The sequence below is a fragment of the Pseudomonas ekonensis genome (assembly GCF_019145435.1).
Taxonomy (GTDB): Bacteria; Pseudomonadota; Gammaproteobacteria; order Pseudomonadales; family Pseudomonadaceae; genus Aquipseudomonas; species Aquipseudomonas ekonensis.
Window position 1 is genome coordinate 635,367 of the sequence record NZ_JAHSTS010000002.1, and the last position, 16,098, is coordinate 651,464.

Here is a 16,098-nt window from a genome sequence, read left to right on the forward strand (position 1 = left end):
GCTCATCGACGGGGTTTCGCTACGGCGGTTTACTTCCTGGAACGTGTCGTCACCTTGGGCAAAAACTTCGTTTTCGGCCCCTTGGGTGCAATCGACTTGATCTTGCCGGTCTGCACCGGATCTTCGCCAAAGCCAGCCTGATACTCGGTCTGGCCGCAACGCACGCAATTGTTGAACGGAAACTCGGCACCATCGTCTTCGATATACGGATCAGTCATCTCATCGCCCCTTATCAAAAACGGGGTCGATACCGGCAAGCCCTTTGCCTGAAGAATAACGACCCCAAGGCTTTTGAGACTAGCCGGTCATTACTGGACTCGTGGTTCAGATTGCCTGGAACCGACGAATGGCCTACACCGATTAAACAGCGCTCGGGCGCCCCTGAGAAAGAATCACCGTACCTGGGATCAGCGCAGTTTCACCGCGGTCCCGGTGGCGAACACCACGACCATGCCGCCCTTGCCGGCCGGCATGCTGATTTCGAAGTCCAGTCCGATCACCGCATCGGCCTGCAGCGCGCGCGCTCTTTCCTTGATTTCATCCGTCGCCTGGATCCGCGCCTCTTTCAAGGCTCGCTCCAGTGTCTGCGAGCGTCCGCCAAAAAAATCGCGCATGCCCGCGAACATGTCGCGGATCACATTGACGCCCTGCACCGATTCGGCGCTGACGATGTCGAGATAGGTCACGACTTGCCGCCCCTCGACCGTTTGAGTAGTCGTGATGATCATGTAAGCGATCCTTGCGTCAGTGCGAAAGCGGTGATTGTAGGCGAGCGCGGCATGACAATGGAAACAGGCAAAAAAATGGGCGACCCTGTGGTCGCCCATCACACTCGACATGTCGCCCTCAGAGAGAGGAAGAGCCCGGCCGTGCCGCGCCCCAGCCTTCGACCTTGTCCAGGATCTCGCCCAGGCACACGGAAATGGACTTCTCGCTGGCATCCAGCGTCAACGCCGGCGCCTCAGGCGCTTCATAGGTTGCGCTGACGCCCGTGAAGTCAGGGATCAGCCCTGCCCTGGCCTTACGGTACAGCCCTTTCGGGTCAAGGCCTTCGCAGACGCTCAGCGGGGTATTCAGATAGATTTCCAGGAACCGCTCGTCGCCGATGATCTCCCGGGCCTGTTCCCTCTGCAGCCGGCACGGAGAAATACAGGCAACGATGGCGATCAAGCCCGCCTCATTCATCAAACGTGCGACTTCTGCGATGCGACGAATGTTTTCGGACCGGTCCTCGGTGGAAAAGCTCAACCCCTTGCACAATCCGTGGCGGACGTTGTCGCCATCCAGCACAAATGCCGGCCTGCCGCTGTCGACCAACAGTTTTTCCAGGGCAAAGGCCAATGTCGACTTGCCTGCGCCACTCAAGCCCGTGAACCAAAGGGTCAGCGGTCGCTGCGAGAAAAGTCGCTCACGATCGGCCGGTGTCACGCGGGTCGGATGCAGCACCAGATTTTCGATGGCATCCGTTGTTGTTCTGTTCATACCGTTTCCTCATCTCGAGAAGAGTCTGAGCCCCGTCTACAAGATCGCCTCACTCAGCGGAACGACTGATGGTCGAACCGATCCAGCGCACGCCCAGGGAACCGCTCAGGTAAGGCAGTCTGTCCGCCTCAATGCTGAGCAGCAGTTTCGTGTTCAGGTAAATCTCAAGTCCACGGTCATTGGCCACCACGTTCAGGTCGCCGCTGAGCGGCAGCCCCGGCACCACAATGTCCGACTCCGGCGCCCATTGCGTTCCATCCTGGGTCCACAGCACCAGACGCGCTTCGGTGGCGCTCGCAGGCTGGATCAGCAAGGCGTTCATATCGGTGTCGTCACCGATGCCCTTGTAGATGACCACCGCCACGTGCGCATCCAAGGAAGACTGATCCATCGAATAACTGAACGACATCCGACGTTCGGCACCGGCTGCGACCTCACGTTGTTTCAGCAAGCACAACTGACCGGGCTTCGCCTCTCTTTCGCCCGACTCGAGCGGGACCGGAGCACCGAACACAAGTTCCCAACCCTTCCAGGCGTCCTGACTCTTGCGGTGACGATGGAAACTGGCCAGGCGCTCTTGCGAGTTGCGGGCGTACAGGTCTTTCTCAAGCAGTTCGCAGACCGACGAGAAGACGTGACCGTGGTGCGCGAAGTCTTTGACGTTCAGCAGCCTGACTTCGTTGACCGCGCCGTAGGGCCCCAGAGAGAGGTAGTCCAGCGGTTTGAGCGTGCTGCGCTCCAGCACCCACAGACCGCTCATGGAACTGCGACGTGATTCGCGCCCGGTCATCTGGCTTTCGCCCACGAGCATCACATCGGAAGACACCGCCAGCCCTCGGGCGTAGATCGGGCTGCCCGCCTGCCAGAGGACCTCATTGGAATCCAGATCGACCAAAGAGCCGATGGAACTGTGGCAGGCGATCTTCTGGCCCTCGTCCGACACCCATATGTTGTGCAGCCCCGTTCGCTGCTCCACGGGATCAAGGCTCACCACTTCCAGTTCAGGATAGGTCAGCACCGCCAGCACCGAACCGTTATGGTGCCCGTGGGCAATGACATAGAGGCGCCCGTCTTTTTCGAAGACGGAATTGAGATGATCGCCGGTGATTTCCTCGAGCGACAACCGGTCCCAGCGGACGCTGGTCAGTCGCTTCTCCTGAAAATGCCCGGGTTTGTTCAGGTCGATGACCGAGATGGCGTTCCGGCCGGTATTGGTGCAGACGACCCGGCCATCGGAAGCGCAAAGAATCTGGTGGGGCTGTGACAGGAACGGCTGGGTGGAGTGGGCGCCGTGGGAAAGATAACCGACTTCGGAGTTCGCATACCCCTGAATGTCGGTCAGCGTGAGATTATCCAGCCCCGAGTGGGACAACACGAGATCCTTGCCGCCCGGAAACCATGACACACCATAGTATTCAGGACGTTCGTTCTCGATCGGAGTGACTTTTCTGGTGTGCAGATCCACCAGAAGCAAGTATCCCGTTGTAGCGACAACCGCAAATAATGAATCCAACGCACAAACCTCAGCGTGACAACTCAACTCGACTCCAATACATCCTTGTCACGTGCAGAGCCACCGGTCGGCAATTTTAACCAGCCGGTTCAATAATTCAACCGACCTGGACGACTTATACGTGACCACTGCGTCACGGTTTCGATACAAATTGTTTTCGGGGGCGCTTTGACTCAGAGCAATGAAAAAACCCCTGGTTCCTTTCGAAACCAGGGGTTTTGTCTACATCGAATTTGGCGGTGAAGGAGAGATTCGAAACTACCCGTTTGCGTTTTTCGGAGCACACCCCCCCGGTTTACAAGGGCTGCAGAGGAGCGAGCCTCGCAAGCTCAGTCCCATGCCAGTCCCATGGGTTTTGCGCGCCAGGCTGAAAAACAGGGTCGCGAAGGCCATCCCGACGTTTCATGTTGACCCACGGGAAAAAGGTAATTTTGGTAATACGGCGTGAGGCCACCTCTGGAGGCCTTGAAAAACGGGGCGTTCAGAGAATTTCGCTGAGGTAATAATTTGGTAAGCAAAAGGTTAGGAAATTACCTTTCACATGGGTAATACGTCACATCAGCGAGCCCCAGTAAAATAGGGCTGTTGAGAAAAAATTACCTCATCCCTTACCTAAAATTACCCCCTGAGGTAATGCCTGGAAGCCAGGAACCACGAGGGCTGTAGCCCATTTCTGCTACTCGCTTACCAAAATTACCTTTTTCCCAGCCCACCTCTGAAAAATGGCCCAAGCGACAGCCCTTTCCGACGCTTTTCGCATCATGCAAATGGTACTGATTGCCAGGGGACTCTTGGTGACGCGATGCAATGCCGCAAAACACCGGAGAGCCAAGCACGCCGGGCCGTACAGCCGCTTTGCAAGCGGACTCGGCTGTGCCGGATAAGCCGTTGGTGTGAACAGGTCCGAAAAAGAAAATGCCCTGTACAGCAGGTTTTCCGGACCGTCCCCCCCTGCCCGCCGGGCGTTTCACTCTCCAGACGAGCTCGTCGCCGCTCCATAACGCTGTGCAGGGCCTCTGCACCTTTTTGCAAAACCTTGCACAGTGTGCAATCACAACAACGCCCACAGCCCCCGCAGCAGGCTTGGACGAGGCCGACACTTGCACCGCTCTGACCTTTGCAAAAAAAACGGACGCATAGCCCGCCGGCGGGAGGGGGATAAGTGCTTTTTGAAAGCCTTTTTCACAACGTTCAATCTAAATCCACCAACCTGGCGTACGCGCCAACCAAAGCTCCTTTCCAAGGGTGGATCTTGACCTGAGTCGAATCATGTGAAGCTCTACCGTTATGAGTTTTTACCGCTTGGAGCGGGAACGCTCGTCTGCTCCCCAATCGATGGAGTGAGGATCCGTAGATCCAAATCCTCCGAAATGCATAACAAGGGGGCAAATGGCCAAAGGCCACTCCCCTTGCTCTCAAAACCCATGCTACAGTTCGATTCGTGGGCATTTTTGACATTTTTTGTCAAAAAGTGGATCCAAAGGAGGCTTCAAAAGATGTTGATTCAGTTATCAGTAAGGAACTGGCGTTCTGTTCGGGATGAACAAACCTTTAGCTTGGTGAAAGCAGGCGGGGGTGAATTAACGGAATCGAACTCGTTTAACCCTCAAGCTCCGGCTACTGGTGAGCTTTTGCGTTCGGCAGCAATCTACGGTGCAAATGCCGCCGGAAAATCGAATTTAATTAATGCCATGAGAGTTATGGCACAGGTGGTTATTGGCTCTGCCAATCCCCAGCCAGGCAATGAAATTCCTGTACAGCCCTTCCTGCTTGACTCAAAAACCGAAAATGCGCCAACGGAGTTTGAAGTTGTATTTGTCGCGAAAAATGTAAGATATCAATATGGTTTCGCCGCCACAAAAAAGCGCATTACAGCAGAGTGGCTAATTGCTTTCCCAAATGGTAGACCGCAAGCATGGTTTACTCGTATGTGGGACTCTGAAACAGATGACTATATCTGGGATTTCAAGAACTCATTCTCAGGACAGAAGCAAGTTTGGCAAGACTCGACATTAAGCAACGCTCTATTCCTGTCCATTGCAACAAGCTTAAACAGCAAGCAACTTCAACCAGTTTTCAACTGGTTTAAATACACACTCCGCTTTGGAAGCGTTACGGGCTGGTCGACAAGCTATACGGCTTCCCAATGTGAAGTATCAGACCAGAAAGAGAAAATCCTCGACTTCCTCAGGGCGGCCGACCTCGACATCAAAGATGTAGATGTACAATCAGAAAAATTTTCGGCCAAACACTTACCAGACAGCCTGAGTGAAGAAGTCAAGAAAGATATCCTAGACAACATGAAAGACAATATGGTCTATGATATTAAAACCATTCACAAAGGAGCCCAGGGGCAGCCTATTGCATTTGAATTCGGTGAAGAGTCCGACGGAACACAGAAGTTATTTTCATATGCAGGCCCTTGGCTTAACGTACTTGAAACTGGCAGAGTTCTCTTTATCGACGAACTTCACGACAACCTGCATCCAAAACTCGTCCGTTTCTTGGTTGACCTATTCCACAACTCAGAAACGAACCCTAAAAACGCGCAGTTAGTATTCACAACCCACGAAACTTCAATCTTAAACCAAGATGTTTTTCGCAGAGACCAGATCTGGTTCTGCGAAAAAAATAAAGAGCAAGCTACGAGTCTCTATCCCCTGACTGACTTCAGCCCCAGAAAAGGTAGAGAAAGTCTTGAGGACGCTTACTTAGCAGGTCGCTACGGCGCTCTCCCATATGTAAGATCTATTCGCAGGACGAGGGTTAGCTGATGGGGACGGATAATTTATTCCACAAAAGGAAAGCTCAAAAACTCCAACGAAACAAGCCATCCAGAAAGCCTTACGAAAAGGTTCTAATTGTATGCGAGGGAAGAAAAACCGAACCAAACTACTTTAACGAGCTAAAGGATTTTTATGAGATCGACACTGCAAATATTCACATTAGCGGCGATTGCGGCTCGGATCCTATTAGTGTAGTCAGGCATGGAGAAGACCTCTTCAAAGAGGCCGCAAAAACTTCCGAACCGTTCGACAAGGTATTTTGTGTTTTTGATCGGGACAATTTTGGCGAGAAATTTCATGACGCGATTAGACTGATTGACTCTTTAAAACCAAAGAACACCTACAAAGCAATCACGTCTACTCCTTGCTTTGAGATTTGGCTCATCCTTCACTACACCTACATTTCCACTTCGATTGAGACTGTTGGCAAAAAGTCTTGTGGAGCGAGAACATTGGAGGAGCTTCATAAATATTGGCCCGAGTATAACAAGGGCCACCAAGGCGTATTTGAACATCTATTTAACCAGCTCGACTCTGCAAAATCTCTAAGTGCAAGATTGATTAACGACTCAAAAAACACAGGCTCTACCAATCCGTTGACCTTAGTCCACGAGCTTGTCGAATACTTACAAAACGTGAAGACTTAACCTGTAACTTCTTTCAGCTCGCTTTCTAAGCTGGCAGCTAGATTTGAATTTTCATAAAATCTCTCTGCATTAGAGGGCGGTTGACTGCTTCCATGAACATGCAATCCAATTTCAATATTAATTTCTTTTAAAATATTCAGTATCTCGCAAACTACCGCGAACAAATTCACGTCCTCAGACCCAATCCAGCTTTTTGGTGCCTGCATCCGCTGACTGATGCCGACTACACTTTCAAGCAAGCCCTCGATCCGCTCCCGCATGTCCCCGCCCACCGTCGCGTTATGCTTCTGCCCCACTACCAGGTTCAAATCTCGCCCGGTCGCCTGGTGCAGATCATCCACCGCCGCCAAGCTCGCGGAACCGCCCGACAACAATTTGAGCGCACCCAGCGCCTCGATCTTCTTGACGCCGCCCACCGTCTCGGTTGAGTGGTCATCGACCGCCCGCGTGTGACTCTGGAACTGCTCCCGGTTGTCCAGGGCCTCCACCTCGCGCTCTATCGCATGATCCCGGATCTTTCCGTCCGTCTGGCGCAGCCAGTTGCCGTCGGCATCGACGCGCTGCTGGGCGGCGCCGCTGTGCTGCCAGACCTGGTCACCTTTCGGCACCTTCGGCATGCTCAGCCCATGGGGCAGTATCGACTGGATGTAGGGCTTGTTCGGCAAGCCGTAGGCGAAGCACACCACCACCCGCGTGCCTTCCTCCGGGAAGGCGTAGACGCCCATTTCCTCGCCGCCGGTGGGTAACGGCAAGGGGACGCCGGTGAGCGGCGGCATGGCCGGATCCGGCTGGTCGTCCGGGCCCAGGACGACGATGTCCACGGCGTAGCGCGGGCGGTAGTCGTCGCAGATGCCGGCATCCACCGGCGCATCGGCCACGGCGGTGACCTGGGCGAAGCGCGGCAGGTGGTAACCGCCGGTGAGTTCGGGGAACTGGCGCTCTACTGAGCGGCGGATTGCGTCTTCCATCGGATGGCCATCTGGTCGTTGGCGAGCGCCACGCTGGTGATGCACTCGCCGTTGTTGATCGTTGCGCCTGGCCGCAGCCCGGGAAGGGCCGCGACCATCGCGCTTTGGTTGCCTTGGTAGCCGTCGAACAGCTCCGTGGGGATCTGCAGCGGCGCCCGTGCGCCGAAGAAGCTGTCGGCCCAACTGCCGGCGAACACCTCGCCGTTGCCCGCCTGGTGCCAGGTGAAGTCGGGGATGCCGAACACCCGGGCAAGGCTGTCCATCGCCTGGTAGCCGGCGGCGAGGTTGTAGAAGTACGGCGCCTTCACGCCGGCATAGGGCCGGTCCGGCACGCGGAAGCGCAGTCCGGTCTGCTCGCTGATGGCGGCCAGCACGGCGCGCAGATCGACGTGACGCAGGTTCAGCGGCAGCGGGTTGGCCAGCACTGCGGCCAGCTCGCGGCAGAACAGCACCTGCTCTACCGCGTTAGCCGCGGTGCAGCGTTCGACGTAGCCGACGAAGTGGCGCTGCAGCGGACCGTCGTTGTAGCCGATGTCCAGCGTCACCAGCCCTTTCAGCGCAACGGCGGACTGAACGGTGAAGTTCGCCCGGCCGGGGCTGGTGGCGTCCAGCCGGACGTCCTCCTTGACCAGAGCCACCCGCGACCCGTTGACGGCCAACACCTTGTGCAGCTTCATGCCTGCTCACTCCCGCCCAGCCACTTATCCACACGGCCCAGCACCTTTTCAAAGCCGCTCAGCTCGGGCTTGTCGCCCGGAGCGCTGCCGCCTTCGCCGACCGCGCTGCCCGGCGCGCCCTGGGCGTTCACCTTGTTGCCGGCGCGGCGCTCTTCGACCTTCTCCGGGTTCGACTCGCGCTCGCTCAGCGTGAACTGCACCAGCCAGGCTTTCAGGTTGTCCGCCTCGCGGGCGCTGACGCCCTCGGAGAACTCCACCTGGCGCACGCCGAAGGCCTCGGCGGTGTCGTTGACGACGCGGTACAGGTGGAGCTGGCCACCGCCGGCCGTGGCTTCGGCCAAGCGCATGAGGTCGGTCAGTTGCGTTTGATCGACAAACGGGATCGTCAGCGACACGGCCAGGGTCTTGGGCTTGAAGCCCTTGTGCGCCTTGTCGGTGTTGCTGGTCTGCCCCGACATGTCGCCGCTCTCGATACGCAGGTTGGCGGTGACCTTGAGGTTCTTCCCCTGGACCTTCTGTCCGTCGAGCAACAGCGTCATAGGCCCACCAGCTCTTGGACGAAGCTCAATCCCTCTTTCGTGCCCACCAGCAACAGGCCGGCGCACTGCACCCACTCATGCCCCGGGGCGTCTCCGGCCAGCAGCTCGCGGCGCAGCTCGCTGGTGTTGCCCGGGCCGATCAGGCGCGCCCGCATGCTGACGTCAGCGGATCCCCCGGCCAGCAGCTCTTTCAGCTCAGCCAACTGCCGGTCCCGTCCTTGCTGCTGGGCGCTCTTGCGGGCGGCGAGCGCGGCCAGGTCGCCCAGCGGCGAGCTGTCAGCCGCGTAGCCCTCCAGCACGGCGAGCTGGCCCGCCATGGACTGCTTGGCGGCCTTGACCACCGTGCAGCGTTCCAGCGGCAGCGCCTGCCAGCGTGGCAACGGCCCGGCGCCGGGGATCTCCCACTTGTCGTTCTCCAGCTTGGCCAGGTGCTGGGCGCGGCGCTCCGTGCGCACCAGGTCGGGGATCGGCAAAAGGGCGTTGAACCGCGACAGGCCGCTGGCCAACTGCTCCAGGCGCGTGCCCAGGAACAGGATCGACAAGGCGTATTGCTGCCCCCCCGGGCGCCCCGTGTCGGTGGCGTCCTCCAGCTTTTTCGCCAGGTGTTCCAGCACGTTCGGCGCCGACAGGAAGCGCTGGTAGCCCTTGCCCTGGCCGATGCCGCTCTGGAACGGCGTCACCACCAGGCACGCCGGTGCCTGGCCCAACTGCTCGCTGAGCGCGGCACGGCCGGCCGCAATCGCGTCCTTTGCCGCGTCGCCGACGGGCCCCGGGTTGGTGCTGGCCAGGCCCTCCAGCCCGGCGAGGCGGCGGGCGGTGCCGGCCAGCTCCCCGCCGGCCAGGCCCTGAGCCGCCGCCAGTCCGCCCATCCATTGCGTGGCCTTCTCCGGCCAGCGCATCGTCACCGGTGACCAGGTCATGCCGGCACCGTCCAGGCGATGTCCCTCATCGCCTGCAGGTCTTTGTCCTGCAGGGCCTTGGCCACCGCCTGGCGCAGGCTCTCGGCGCGCTGCTGCGCGGCCTGGCGGAAGCGCACCAGGTCATGGCTGACTTTCTGCAGTTGCGCGATGGTGTGCGGCCGGAAGGCCATCACCTGATGGGCGTCATAGCATGGGTAGGTGTCGTCCAGGCCCAGCAGCACCTGGGCGTTCAGGCTAACCTGGTCGTCGATCGCGCTGCCGTAGCGGTAGGCCTCGCCCAGGGCGCTGGAACTGAATCCGCCGGCGACGTGGGCCGCGCACTCGCTCTCGATCAGCTGCAGCTTTTTCGCCTGCAGCGCGGCCAGCACGGCATCGATGTCGTCGATCCATTCGCCGTCCTTCCAGACCTGGTTCGGCCCGGGCTTCTTCATCGTGTAGCCGGCCGGCACCGGCTCGAAGCCCTCCAGCGTGCGCGGCTCGCCGGTGTCGATGCTGTACACCACGACGCCGCCGAAGTAGTCCACAAGCTGCCAGGCCTTGCCGTTCCACCATGCGGCCTTGTGTTCGGGGATCGCCGGCGGCGCGGTTTCGACGCAGCCGCCGGGGATCAGGTAGACGCCGGGCTCCAGCGGCGATTCGTCGGCGGTCACGGCCGCGACGAAGATGCCCAGGTGGTTGGTCTGGTAGACGAGTTTGTCGGTCATGCTCGATCTCAATACTTGATGCAGAAAAGGAGGGCCATGTTCTTCGGCCGGGTTTCATTGCCGCCCGAGGGCGTGACGACGATGCCGTGGGTGTGGGCGCCCCCGACGTTCACGCCAACGTTGTGGACGTGCGCTTCCGCCCAGCCGATGCCGACGTTGTGCGCGTGGTTGCCTTGGTAGTCCGTGCGGTAAGGGCGGTTGTCCGCGTTCTGGCCATACGGCAGCTCAAGCGTGACCGCGCTGCCGCCAGCGGTTGAAGCGCCAATCGAAATGCCGGCGCCGTTGTCGACGTACCGAAAGCCGTGGTCGTGGTTGCCCTGGGCGTCGGTCCAGGCCGTGTGGATGTGTGCCCCCTGGGCGTCGGTCGAGGCCAAGTGCGCGTGGTCGCCGGCGGTGGCGGCCGATGCGGAGTGCGCGTGGGAGGCCAGCAGCATTTCCTGATAGCTGCCCAGGGCGCGTCCCGGATCGATGCCACGTCCGTCGTCCCAGGCCCGGGGGAACAGCCCGCGCAGATCTGGCAAGCCGAACGTGGTGCTTCCGTCGCCGGCGCCGAATGACGTGCCGAGGCGGGCAAAGAGCGTAGCGAAGGTGGTTCGGGACACGTTCGCGCCGTTGCACTTGAGCCAGCCGGTGGGCGCCGAGGAAAGAGCGAACCCCGCCACCATGCCGGTCATGGAGTCGCCGACCAGCTTCTGCACCTTGTTCAGTGCGGCGGTCGTGGCCAGGATCTCGCTGCTGTTGGTTTCCGGATCGTCGCTCTTGGCGTTGGGCAGGTTGCCCAGCTGGATGTCTTCTTTGGTTGTGCCCCGGGCGCGGAGGTTCGCGTAGTCGCCGTCCCGCGCCGCGAAGTGCTGGATCAGCGGGCCCGTGACCGGCTCGGGCTGGCGCATGTCCGAAAACCCCACTGAGGACAGGAAGTGGGCCACCGGCACGCAGTAATGGCGGGCGCCGGCGGAATCGGTGTAGTCGGCCTGTTCGCCGTACACCACTTTCCAGGTCGCCACCCGGTCGTTCAGTTGGCGTTCCAGGCACACGTCCAGGTTGATTCTGCCGACCGGGATAACGCCGGTGATGGGCAGCGCTTCGGCCAATGCCACGCGAATCCCCTCGATGTACGCCGTGCCCGGGCGCAGCTGGAACCCGTTGGCGGTCTTCTCGAAGGCCAGCGAGTCGGCGAAGAAGCAGGCGCGGCCGTACAGGCTGCGGTTGCTCTGGCGCTCGCGCTCATCGATGCCCGCCAGGCGCACGGTGAAGTCGTGTTGCCAGGTGCTGGCGTCGATGGTCACGCCGGTCAGCGCCTGGGCGCCGTCGAAGGCCACCAGGAAGTTGCGGGTGACGTTGTTGCCGACCTGCAGCGGCGGGATGTTCTTGCGCTTCTGCTGCAGCGGCACGTAGGACACGGCGAACAGGACGCCGTCGGCGTCCTCAAGGCCGACCCAGTTGAAGTCCCAGTCGCCGACGTCGGAACCCAGCTGGGCGCTGTACACCACCTGGTTGGGGTTCACGAAGCCGGCATTCTCTTTCGGGACGTCATAGACGTGGACGATCTGCGCCGCCGGCGGCTTGCCCACAGCGCGGTCCACCGGTACGTCCGGGATCAGCCCGGGCACGTTGGCGAAGACAAACCGGGTGATGATCAGGGGCTTGCTCTGGCTTTGCTTCAGGGCGATCTGGCTTTCGCCCGCCAAGGTGATGCTGGCGCTCACGGTGCGCTCCTACAGGCTGGCGACCAGCGTCTGCTGGTCGTCGTTGAAGTCGATCAGGCCCAGTTGCAGGCCCACGGGGGTGATGGTCACGAAGTCATAGCGCCGGCAGGTGCGGCCGTACTGCTGGATCAGCACGCGCAGCAGCTCGGGGTTGAGCGACAGCTGTGCGTTGCTGAACTTCAGCAGCACCACGTCCCAGTCCCGGCCGGGCTGGCGCTCCTCTATCTCGACGTAGCCGACGCCCAGGCGCTCGAAGATGCGCTTCATGCCGGCGGTGCTGCCGGCGTCCACCGAATTGATGAAGGCGTACTTCACGCGCAGGCGGAACAGCGCTTCGGGCTCTCCGGTGAAGCGCGTCACGTCGCGCTGCCAGGCCCACAGCTCCAGGATCGCCAGGTGGCAGGTGTCGGGATCGATCTGCTGGTATGGCCAGCGCAGCCAGCCGGTGACCGTCTCCCACCAGGCCTGGGCGGCAGCGACCAGCTTGCTCAGCTCTGTTCCGCCGAGCCAGAAAGGCAGTTTCAGCTTGGTCATTGCACCGTCACCTTCAGCTGAGCCAGGCGCGGGATGTTCAGGCCGCTGACGATGTCCTGGCCGGGCATGAAGCGCAGCGAGGCGATGTCGGCGAACTGCTGGTGCAGTTCTTCGCTGAGGCGGCTGTAGCTGAACCGCGACTGGGGATAGGTCAGGGTCGGCTGGTAGTCCGTGGGCGTGCTTTCGCGGAACGCGGCCCGGACGAACAGTTCCACCTCTTTCACCAGGGCGCTGACGCGCTCGGCGCCGAGGTTGGGTTTCGGCCACAGGAAAAGGGTCACCGTGGCGGGCACTTCCGGCATCACGAAGGTCAGCAGGTCGTCGCCGTGGCCGTGGTTGCCCTGGTCGCGGATATGCGCGTTGATCTGCGCCAGGTAGGTGTCCGCCGGCACGCCGGCGTCAAACAACACGTAGGCGTTCGCGCTGCCCGGCCCACGGGGCGCGCCGTGTTCGAAGTACACGCCGTCCGGCCGCACGCCCGGGAAGGCGGAGATCATGGCGCGGTACACCGCGTCCGTGTGCCACTGGTTGACCGCCGAGAATTGGTTGCGCACGCGCAGGCGCAACTGGTCGTTCGGCTCCGGATTTGCCCCAGGGGACGCCAGCCAGCCGTCGCGGTTCACCACCTGGACGATGCCGGGGATCGGCACCGGCAGGATCGCGTAGTACCCCGGCGCCAGGTTGAAGCCGCTCCCGGCCTCGACCGCCTCCACCGGAACGTCCAGCTGCAGCTGGCCCTGCTGGAAAGTCGCCGGCGCCGTGGTCACCAGCTGATAGACGTTGCCGTTGATCGCGGCCGACTGCACCACAATCCCTTTTTCCAGCTCCAGGACGCCGTCCGGCGTGGCCCGGGTGAACAGCAGTTTGCCCTGGGCCTTGGTGGCGCCCTTGCGCTCGACGTTGACCGCCCACGCCAGCATGTCCAGCCAGGCGTCCGCCGCCGTCTTCACGAAGAAGTTCGGCAGCACGGTCAGGCACAGGAAGTCCAGCAGCCACAGCACCGGCTTGGTGACCAGCGCGGTCATGACCCGCCAGAACGGCGAATAGCTGCTGGTGTTGGCGACCTTGGCGCCCTGGGCCTCGACCTCCTTTTCCCAGGCGGCCTTCAATCCCGCCTCGGTGGTCGGGATGCCGGCATCGGCGATCACCTTTTTGAAATCGACGCTCACAGGCTTACCTCTATCGATCCGAATTTCAGGGTTTTGGCGGTGACCAGGTAAACGCCCGGCGACTGCTCGGTGATGCGTGCCGTCCCCGGCACCAGGCGCACGTCGTCTTCCACCAGCAGTTCCATCCGCTGCACGCAATCGCGCTGTTTCAGCCGGTCGCGCTCGGCGACCAGGACGACCAGGAGGCCGCTGTCGCGGATCATGTGGGCGATGTCCTGGGCGATGCAGGCGCGATCGTCGATCAGCAGCGGCTGCTGCGACGGATCCAGCGCCAGGTCGTTGTCGACGATCAGCAGGTCCACGTACTCGCTCATCCGCCCACCGCCATGGCGACCATGTTTTCCATCTCCAGCGGCGTCATCGCCTTTCCGGTGTGAATGTTCACGTTCTCCACGTGCGTGCCCTTGTTCTGGCTGCTGCTGTTGTTCTGGATGCTGGTCAGCAGCCCGCCAGGCGGCACCGCCGAAGGGCGCGCCGGCGACAGGCTGGGGATCGCGGCGTTGATGGTCTGCTGGGCCTTCTGCGCGGCGTTGGCGGTGTCGGACGCACCGGTCGCGGCATCGACGCCCGGGATCTCCGGCATCCCGCCGAAGCGCGCTTCGATGTTCACACCGGGGATGCTGTTCAGCAGCTCGATCACGCCGTTGACGGCCTTGGTGAAGATGCCGACGATGCTGTCCCACGCGGCCTTGGCCATGCCTGACCAGCCGCCCATGGAGTTGAACCAGTCGGCGAGCTTCTGGAACTTCTCGGACACGAACTGGAACGCGGCCGTGTTCATCAGCGCCGCGGTCCAGGTGTCCCAGTAGTAGATCGCCGCAGCGACGACGGCGACCAGGGCGAGGATGCCGACCACGATCCACGTCACCGGGTTGGCCAATAGCGCCGCGTTGACCAGCCAGATAGCGCCCTGCCACAGCAGCATGGCGCCGCGAATGAGTGCCAGACCGGCGTTCAGCGTGTAGATCACCGTGACGTAAGCCAGGATCACCAGCTTCTGCAGGACGAACATCGCGATGGTGCGCAGCCCCATCAGGCGGAGGACTTTCCACACCGTCAGCAGGCCCAGCCAGGTCATCCTGGCGACACCGACCGCCACGGTCAGCAGCGACAAGGCGCTGATGATGGTCATGATGGCCAGCGAGGTGATGCCGATCACGCGGGTGATGTTGGGGAACATGCTCGACCAGCGGACCAGGGTCTTGCCGATGTCCACCATCTTGTTCATGAACGGCGTCAGCACCGGGATCAGCACCTGGCCGAACACCGTGCGCATGACCTCGACCAGGGACGCCCACTGCTGCCACGGATCGACCATCGCCTTGGCCATCTGCTCGGCGTTCTCCAGCCCGCGCACCTTGCCCAGTTGCTCGATGCCGTTGCGCAGGCGGTCGCTGTCCTTGGCCAGCGCGCCGATCACCTGGGCGCCCTCGCCGCCGAAGGCCTCCATGAGCTTGGCCCCGGCCGACGCGCTGGTCAGGTCGCCGAACTTGCCCTGCAGCTTTTCCAGGATGGCCATGATCGGCAGGATCTTGCCCTTCTGGTCGGTGAGCTTCATGCCGAGCTTTTCCGAAGCGGCGCCGATGTTCTCGAAGAACGCCTTGTAGCGCCCGCCGGCGTCGCCGCCCTCCATGGTGCTGCTCAGGGTGCCGATCACCGCCATCTGTTCGGCCAGGTCAACGCCGGAGGTCGTGGCGATCGCCCCGGCCTCCTTGAAGGCGTCCTTCATGGCCGCGCCGCTGGTGCGGAACAGCTTCACCGCCAGCGCCGTCTGGCCGCCAAGCCGCTCCACCCACGCGCCTTTGCCCATGGCGTCGGCCTGGGACTTCTGCAGGTTGTAGAGCGTGCCGACGTACTCGCCCATGGTTTCGGCGTCGGTCTTGGTGGCCTTGGCCAACAGGTTGCTGGTGTTGGTGAAGATGGCCAGCTGGCTGCCGGCCAACCCCTTGATGGCGCCCTCGATCAGGTAGGCCGAGGCCACAAAGTCCTTGGCGTTCTCCCCGTAGTCCACGGCGAACTCCAGCGACTTGGCGTTGAGCGCCGACAGCGCATCCTCAGCCACGCCGAGCGACCGCACGTCGCCCAGGGCACGGTTCACCTCCAGCGCCGGTTTCATGGACTCACTGATGGCGACCACGCCAGCGGTCAGCCCGCCGACGCCCAGGCCGATGGTCTTGATGTGCTTTTCGCTCTGTTCGGCAAGGTCGGAAAAGCCCGCCTTCACTTTGCCCAGGGGCGCGGTGACCTTGTCGTGCAGGCTCAGGATGAAAGCCAGGCTGGCGCTACGGTCTGCCAATGTCGTTACCCGTTCAGCGCAAGGGCTATGCCGTTAGCTACAGCAAACTCCATGCGTCTCCAGTGTTCGTCCTCAAGCCACTTGGCCGTCCCCATCGCCTCGGGCGTGGGTTCGGCACCAGGTAGCCAGCGGTTCGTCAGGGCCATCAGCTGGCCCA

General features: G+C 61.1%; 17 protein-coding genes. 2 read left to right on the plus strand and 15 right to left on the minus strand.

The features are described from left to right. Window positions 1-29: 29 nt before the first annotated feature. The 4 genes from KVG96_RS15735 to KVG96_RS15750 form a co-directional block, all read right to left on the minus strand. A complete protein-coding gene (locus KVG96_RS15735; protein WP_085577628.1) occupies window positions 30-218 on the minus strand; it encodes a hypothetical protein in 189 nt (62 codons plus the stop codon). A gap of 189 nt (window positions 219-407) precedes the next feature. Beyond that, on the minus strand, window positions 408-728 hold the full coding sequence (locus KVG96_RS15740) for a YbjQ family protein (protein WP_217892958.1): 321 nt from the start codon (window positions 726-728) through the stop codon (window positions 408-410). A gap of 118 nt (window positions 729-846) precedes the next feature. Then, complete coding sequence (cysC, locus tag KVG96_RS15745) at window positions 847-1,482, minus strand: adenylyl-sulfate kinase (protein WP_217892959.1); 636 nt, start codon at window positions 1,480-1,482, stop codon at window positions 847-849. A 49-nt stretch (window positions 1,483-1,531) separates the two neighbouring features. Continuing rightward, window positions 1,532-2,947, minus strand: coding sequence for a hypothetical protein (locus tag KVG96_RS15750; RefSeq protein WP_217892960.1), 1,416 nt, complete (start codon window positions 2,945-2,947; stop codon window positions 1,532-1,534). A 1,544-nt stretch (window positions 2,948-4,491) separates the two neighbouring features. On the opposite strand from KVG96_RS15750, the gene KVG96_RS15755 reads away from it, so the two are divergent. Both KVG96_RS15755 and KVG96_RS15760 read left to right on the plus strand, forming a co-directional pair. After that, a complete protein-coding gene (locus tag KVG96_RS15755) occupies window positions 4,492-5,769 on the plus strand; it encodes an AAA family ATPase (RefSeq protein ID WP_217892961.1) in 1,278 nt (425 codons plus the stop codon). Continuing rightward, the gene (locus KVG96_RS15760; protein WP_217892962.1) at window positions 5,769-6,428 is read left to right on the plus strand and encodes an RloB family protein; all 660 of its coding nucleotides are present in this window, start codon (window positions 5,769-5,771) and stop codon (window positions 6,426-6,428) included. Before KVG96_RS15755 ends, KVG96_RS15760 begins: the two co-directional genes overlap by 1 nt. On the opposite strand, the gene KVG96_RS15765 is transcribed toward KVG96_RS15760, so the two are convergent. The 11 genes from KVG96_RS15765 to KVG96_RS27825 are packed head-to-tail and all read right to left on the minus strand — an operon-like array spanning window position 6,425 to window position 16,087. After that, window positions 6,425-7,396, minus strand: coding sequence for a hypothetical protein (locus KVG96_RS15765; protein ID WP_217892963.1), 972 nt, complete (start codon window positions 7,394-7,396; stop codon window positions 6,425-6,427). The genes KVG96_RS15760 and KVG96_RS15765 overlap by 4 nt on opposite strands. Further along, window positions 7,369-8,073, minus strand: coding sequence for a hypothetical protein (locus tag KVG96_RS15770; protein WP_217892964.1), 705 nt, complete (start codon window positions 8,071-8,073; stop codon window positions 7,369-7,371). The genes KVG96_RS15765 and KVG96_RS15770 overlap by 28 nt, the downstream gene beginning before the upstream one ends. Next, window positions 8,070-8,612 carry a baseplate complex protein gene (locus tag KVG96_RS15775; protein ID WP_217892965.1) on the minus strand — a complete coding sequence of 181 codons (543 nt, stop codon included), beginning with the start codon at window positions 8,610-8,612 and terminating at the stop codon, window positions 8,070-8,072. Before KVG96_RS15775 ends, KVG96_RS15770 begins: the two co-directional genes overlap by 4 nt. Next, the gene (locus KVG96_RS15780; protein WP_217892966.1) at window positions 8,609-9,532 is read right to left on the minus strand and encodes a hypothetical protein; all 924 of its coding nucleotides are present in this window, start codon (window positions 9,530-9,532) and stop codon (window positions 8,609-8,611) included. The genes KVG96_RS15775 and KVG96_RS15780 overlap by 4 nt, the downstream gene beginning before the upstream one ends. Further along, complete coding sequence (locus KVG96_RS15785) at window positions 9,529-10,236, minus strand: DUF4376 domain-containing protein (RefSeq protein WP_217892967.1); 708 nt, start codon at window positions 10,234-10,236, stop codon at window positions 9,529-9,531. The genes KVG96_RS15780 and KVG96_RS15785 overlap by 4 nt, the downstream gene beginning before the upstream one ends. Before the next feature lie 8 nt (window positions 10,237-10,244). Then, complete coding sequence (locus tag KVG96_RS15790; RefSeq protein WP_217892968.1) at window positions 10,245-11,942, minus strand: phage tail-collar fiber domain-containing protein; 1,698 nt, start codon at window positions 11,940-11,942, stop codon at window positions 10,245-10,247. A gap of 9 nt (window positions 11,943-11,951) precedes the next feature. Continuing rightward, entirely contained in the window at window positions 11,952-12,476 is a 525-nt protein-coding gene (locus tag KVG96_RS15795; protein WP_217892969.1) for a phage tail protein, read from the minus strand. Then, window positions 12,473-13,645: a baseplate J/gp47 family protein gene (locus tag KVG96_RS15800; protein ID WP_217892970.1), complete on the minus strand. Its 1,173-nt coding sequence runs from the start codon at window positions 13,643-13,645 to the stop codon at window positions 12,473-12,475. The genes KVG96_RS15795 and KVG96_RS15800 overlap by 4 nt, the downstream gene beginning before the upstream one ends. Then, window positions 13,642-13,959, minus strand: coding sequence for a DUF2590 family protein (locus KVG96_RS15805; RefSeq protein WP_217892971.1), 318 nt, complete (start codon window positions 13,957-13,959; stop codon window positions 13,642-13,644). The genes KVG96_RS15800 and KVG96_RS15805 overlap by 4 nt, the downstream gene beginning before the upstream one ends. Further along, window positions 13,956-15,941, minus strand: coding sequence for a phage tail tape measure protein (locus tag KVG96_RS15810; protein ID WP_217892972.1), 1,986 nt, complete (start codon window positions 15,939-15,941; stop codon window positions 13,956-13,958). Before KVG96_RS15810 ends, KVG96_RS15805 begins: the two co-directional genes overlap by 4 nt. Before the next feature lie 5 nt (window positions 15,942-15,946). After that, on the minus strand, window positions 15,947-16,087 hold the full coding sequence (locus KVG96_RS27825; RefSeq protein ID WP_039013052.1) for a DUF6890 family protein: 141 nt from the start codon (window positions 16,085-16,087) through the stop codon (window positions 15,947-15,949). Between the last annotated feature and the right edge of the window lie 11 nt (window positions 16,088-16,098).

Bases quoted from the DNA above. Each gene is read 5' to 3' on its own strand.
- KVG96_RS15735 (WP_085577628.1), bottom strand. From the start codon at position 218: ATGACTGATCCGTATATCGAAGACGATGGTGCCGAGTTTCCGTTCAAC.
- KVG96_RS15740 (WP_217892958.1), bottom strand. From the start codon at position 728: ATGATCATCACGACTACTCAAACGGTCGAGGGGCGGCAAGTCGTGACC.
- cysC (WP_217892959.1), bottom strand. From the start codon at position 1,482: ATGAACAGAACAACAACGGATGCCATCGAAAATCTGGTGCTGCATCCG.
- KVG96_RS15755 (WP_217892961.1), top strand. From the start codon at position 4,492: ATGTTGATTCAGTTATCAGTAAGGAACTGGCGTTCTGTTCGGGATGAA.
- KVG96_RS15760 (WP_217892962.1), top strand. From the start codon at position 5,769: ATGGGGACGGATAATTTATTCCACAAAAGGAAAGCTCAAAAACTCCAA.
- KVG96_RS15765 (WP_217892963.1), bottom strand. From the start codon at position 7,396: ATGGAAGACGCAATCCGCCGCTCAGTAGAGCGCCAGTTCCCCGAACTC.
- KVG96_RS15770 (WP_217892964.1), bottom strand. From the start codon at position 8,073: ATGAAGCTGCACAAGGTGTTGGCCGTCAACGGGTCGCGGGTGGCTCTG.
- KVG96_RS15775 (WP_217892965.1), bottom strand. From the start codon at position 8,612: ATGACGCTGTTGCTCGACGGACAGAAGGTCCAGGGGAAGAACCTCAAG.
- KVG96_RS15780 (WP_217892966.1), bottom strand. From the start codon at position 9,532: ATGACCTGGTCACCGGTGACGATGCGCTGGCCGGAGAAGGCCACGCAA.
- KVG96_RS15785 (WP_217892967.1), bottom strand. From the start codon at position 10,236: ATGACCGACAAACTCGTCTACCAGACCAACCACCTGGGCATCTTCGTC.
- KVG96_RS15795 (WP_217892969.1), bottom strand. From the start codon at position 12,476: ATGACCAAGCTGAAACTGCCTTTCTGGCTCGGCGGAACAGAGCTGAGC.
- KVG96_RS15805 (WP_217892971.1), bottom strand. From the start codon at position 13,959: ATGAGCGAGTACGTGGACCTGCTGATCGTCGACAACGACCTGGCGCTG.
- KVG96_RS27825 (WP_039013052.1), bottom strand. From the start codon at position 16,087: ATGGCCCTGACGAACCGCTGGCTACCTGGTGCCGAACCCACGCCCGAG.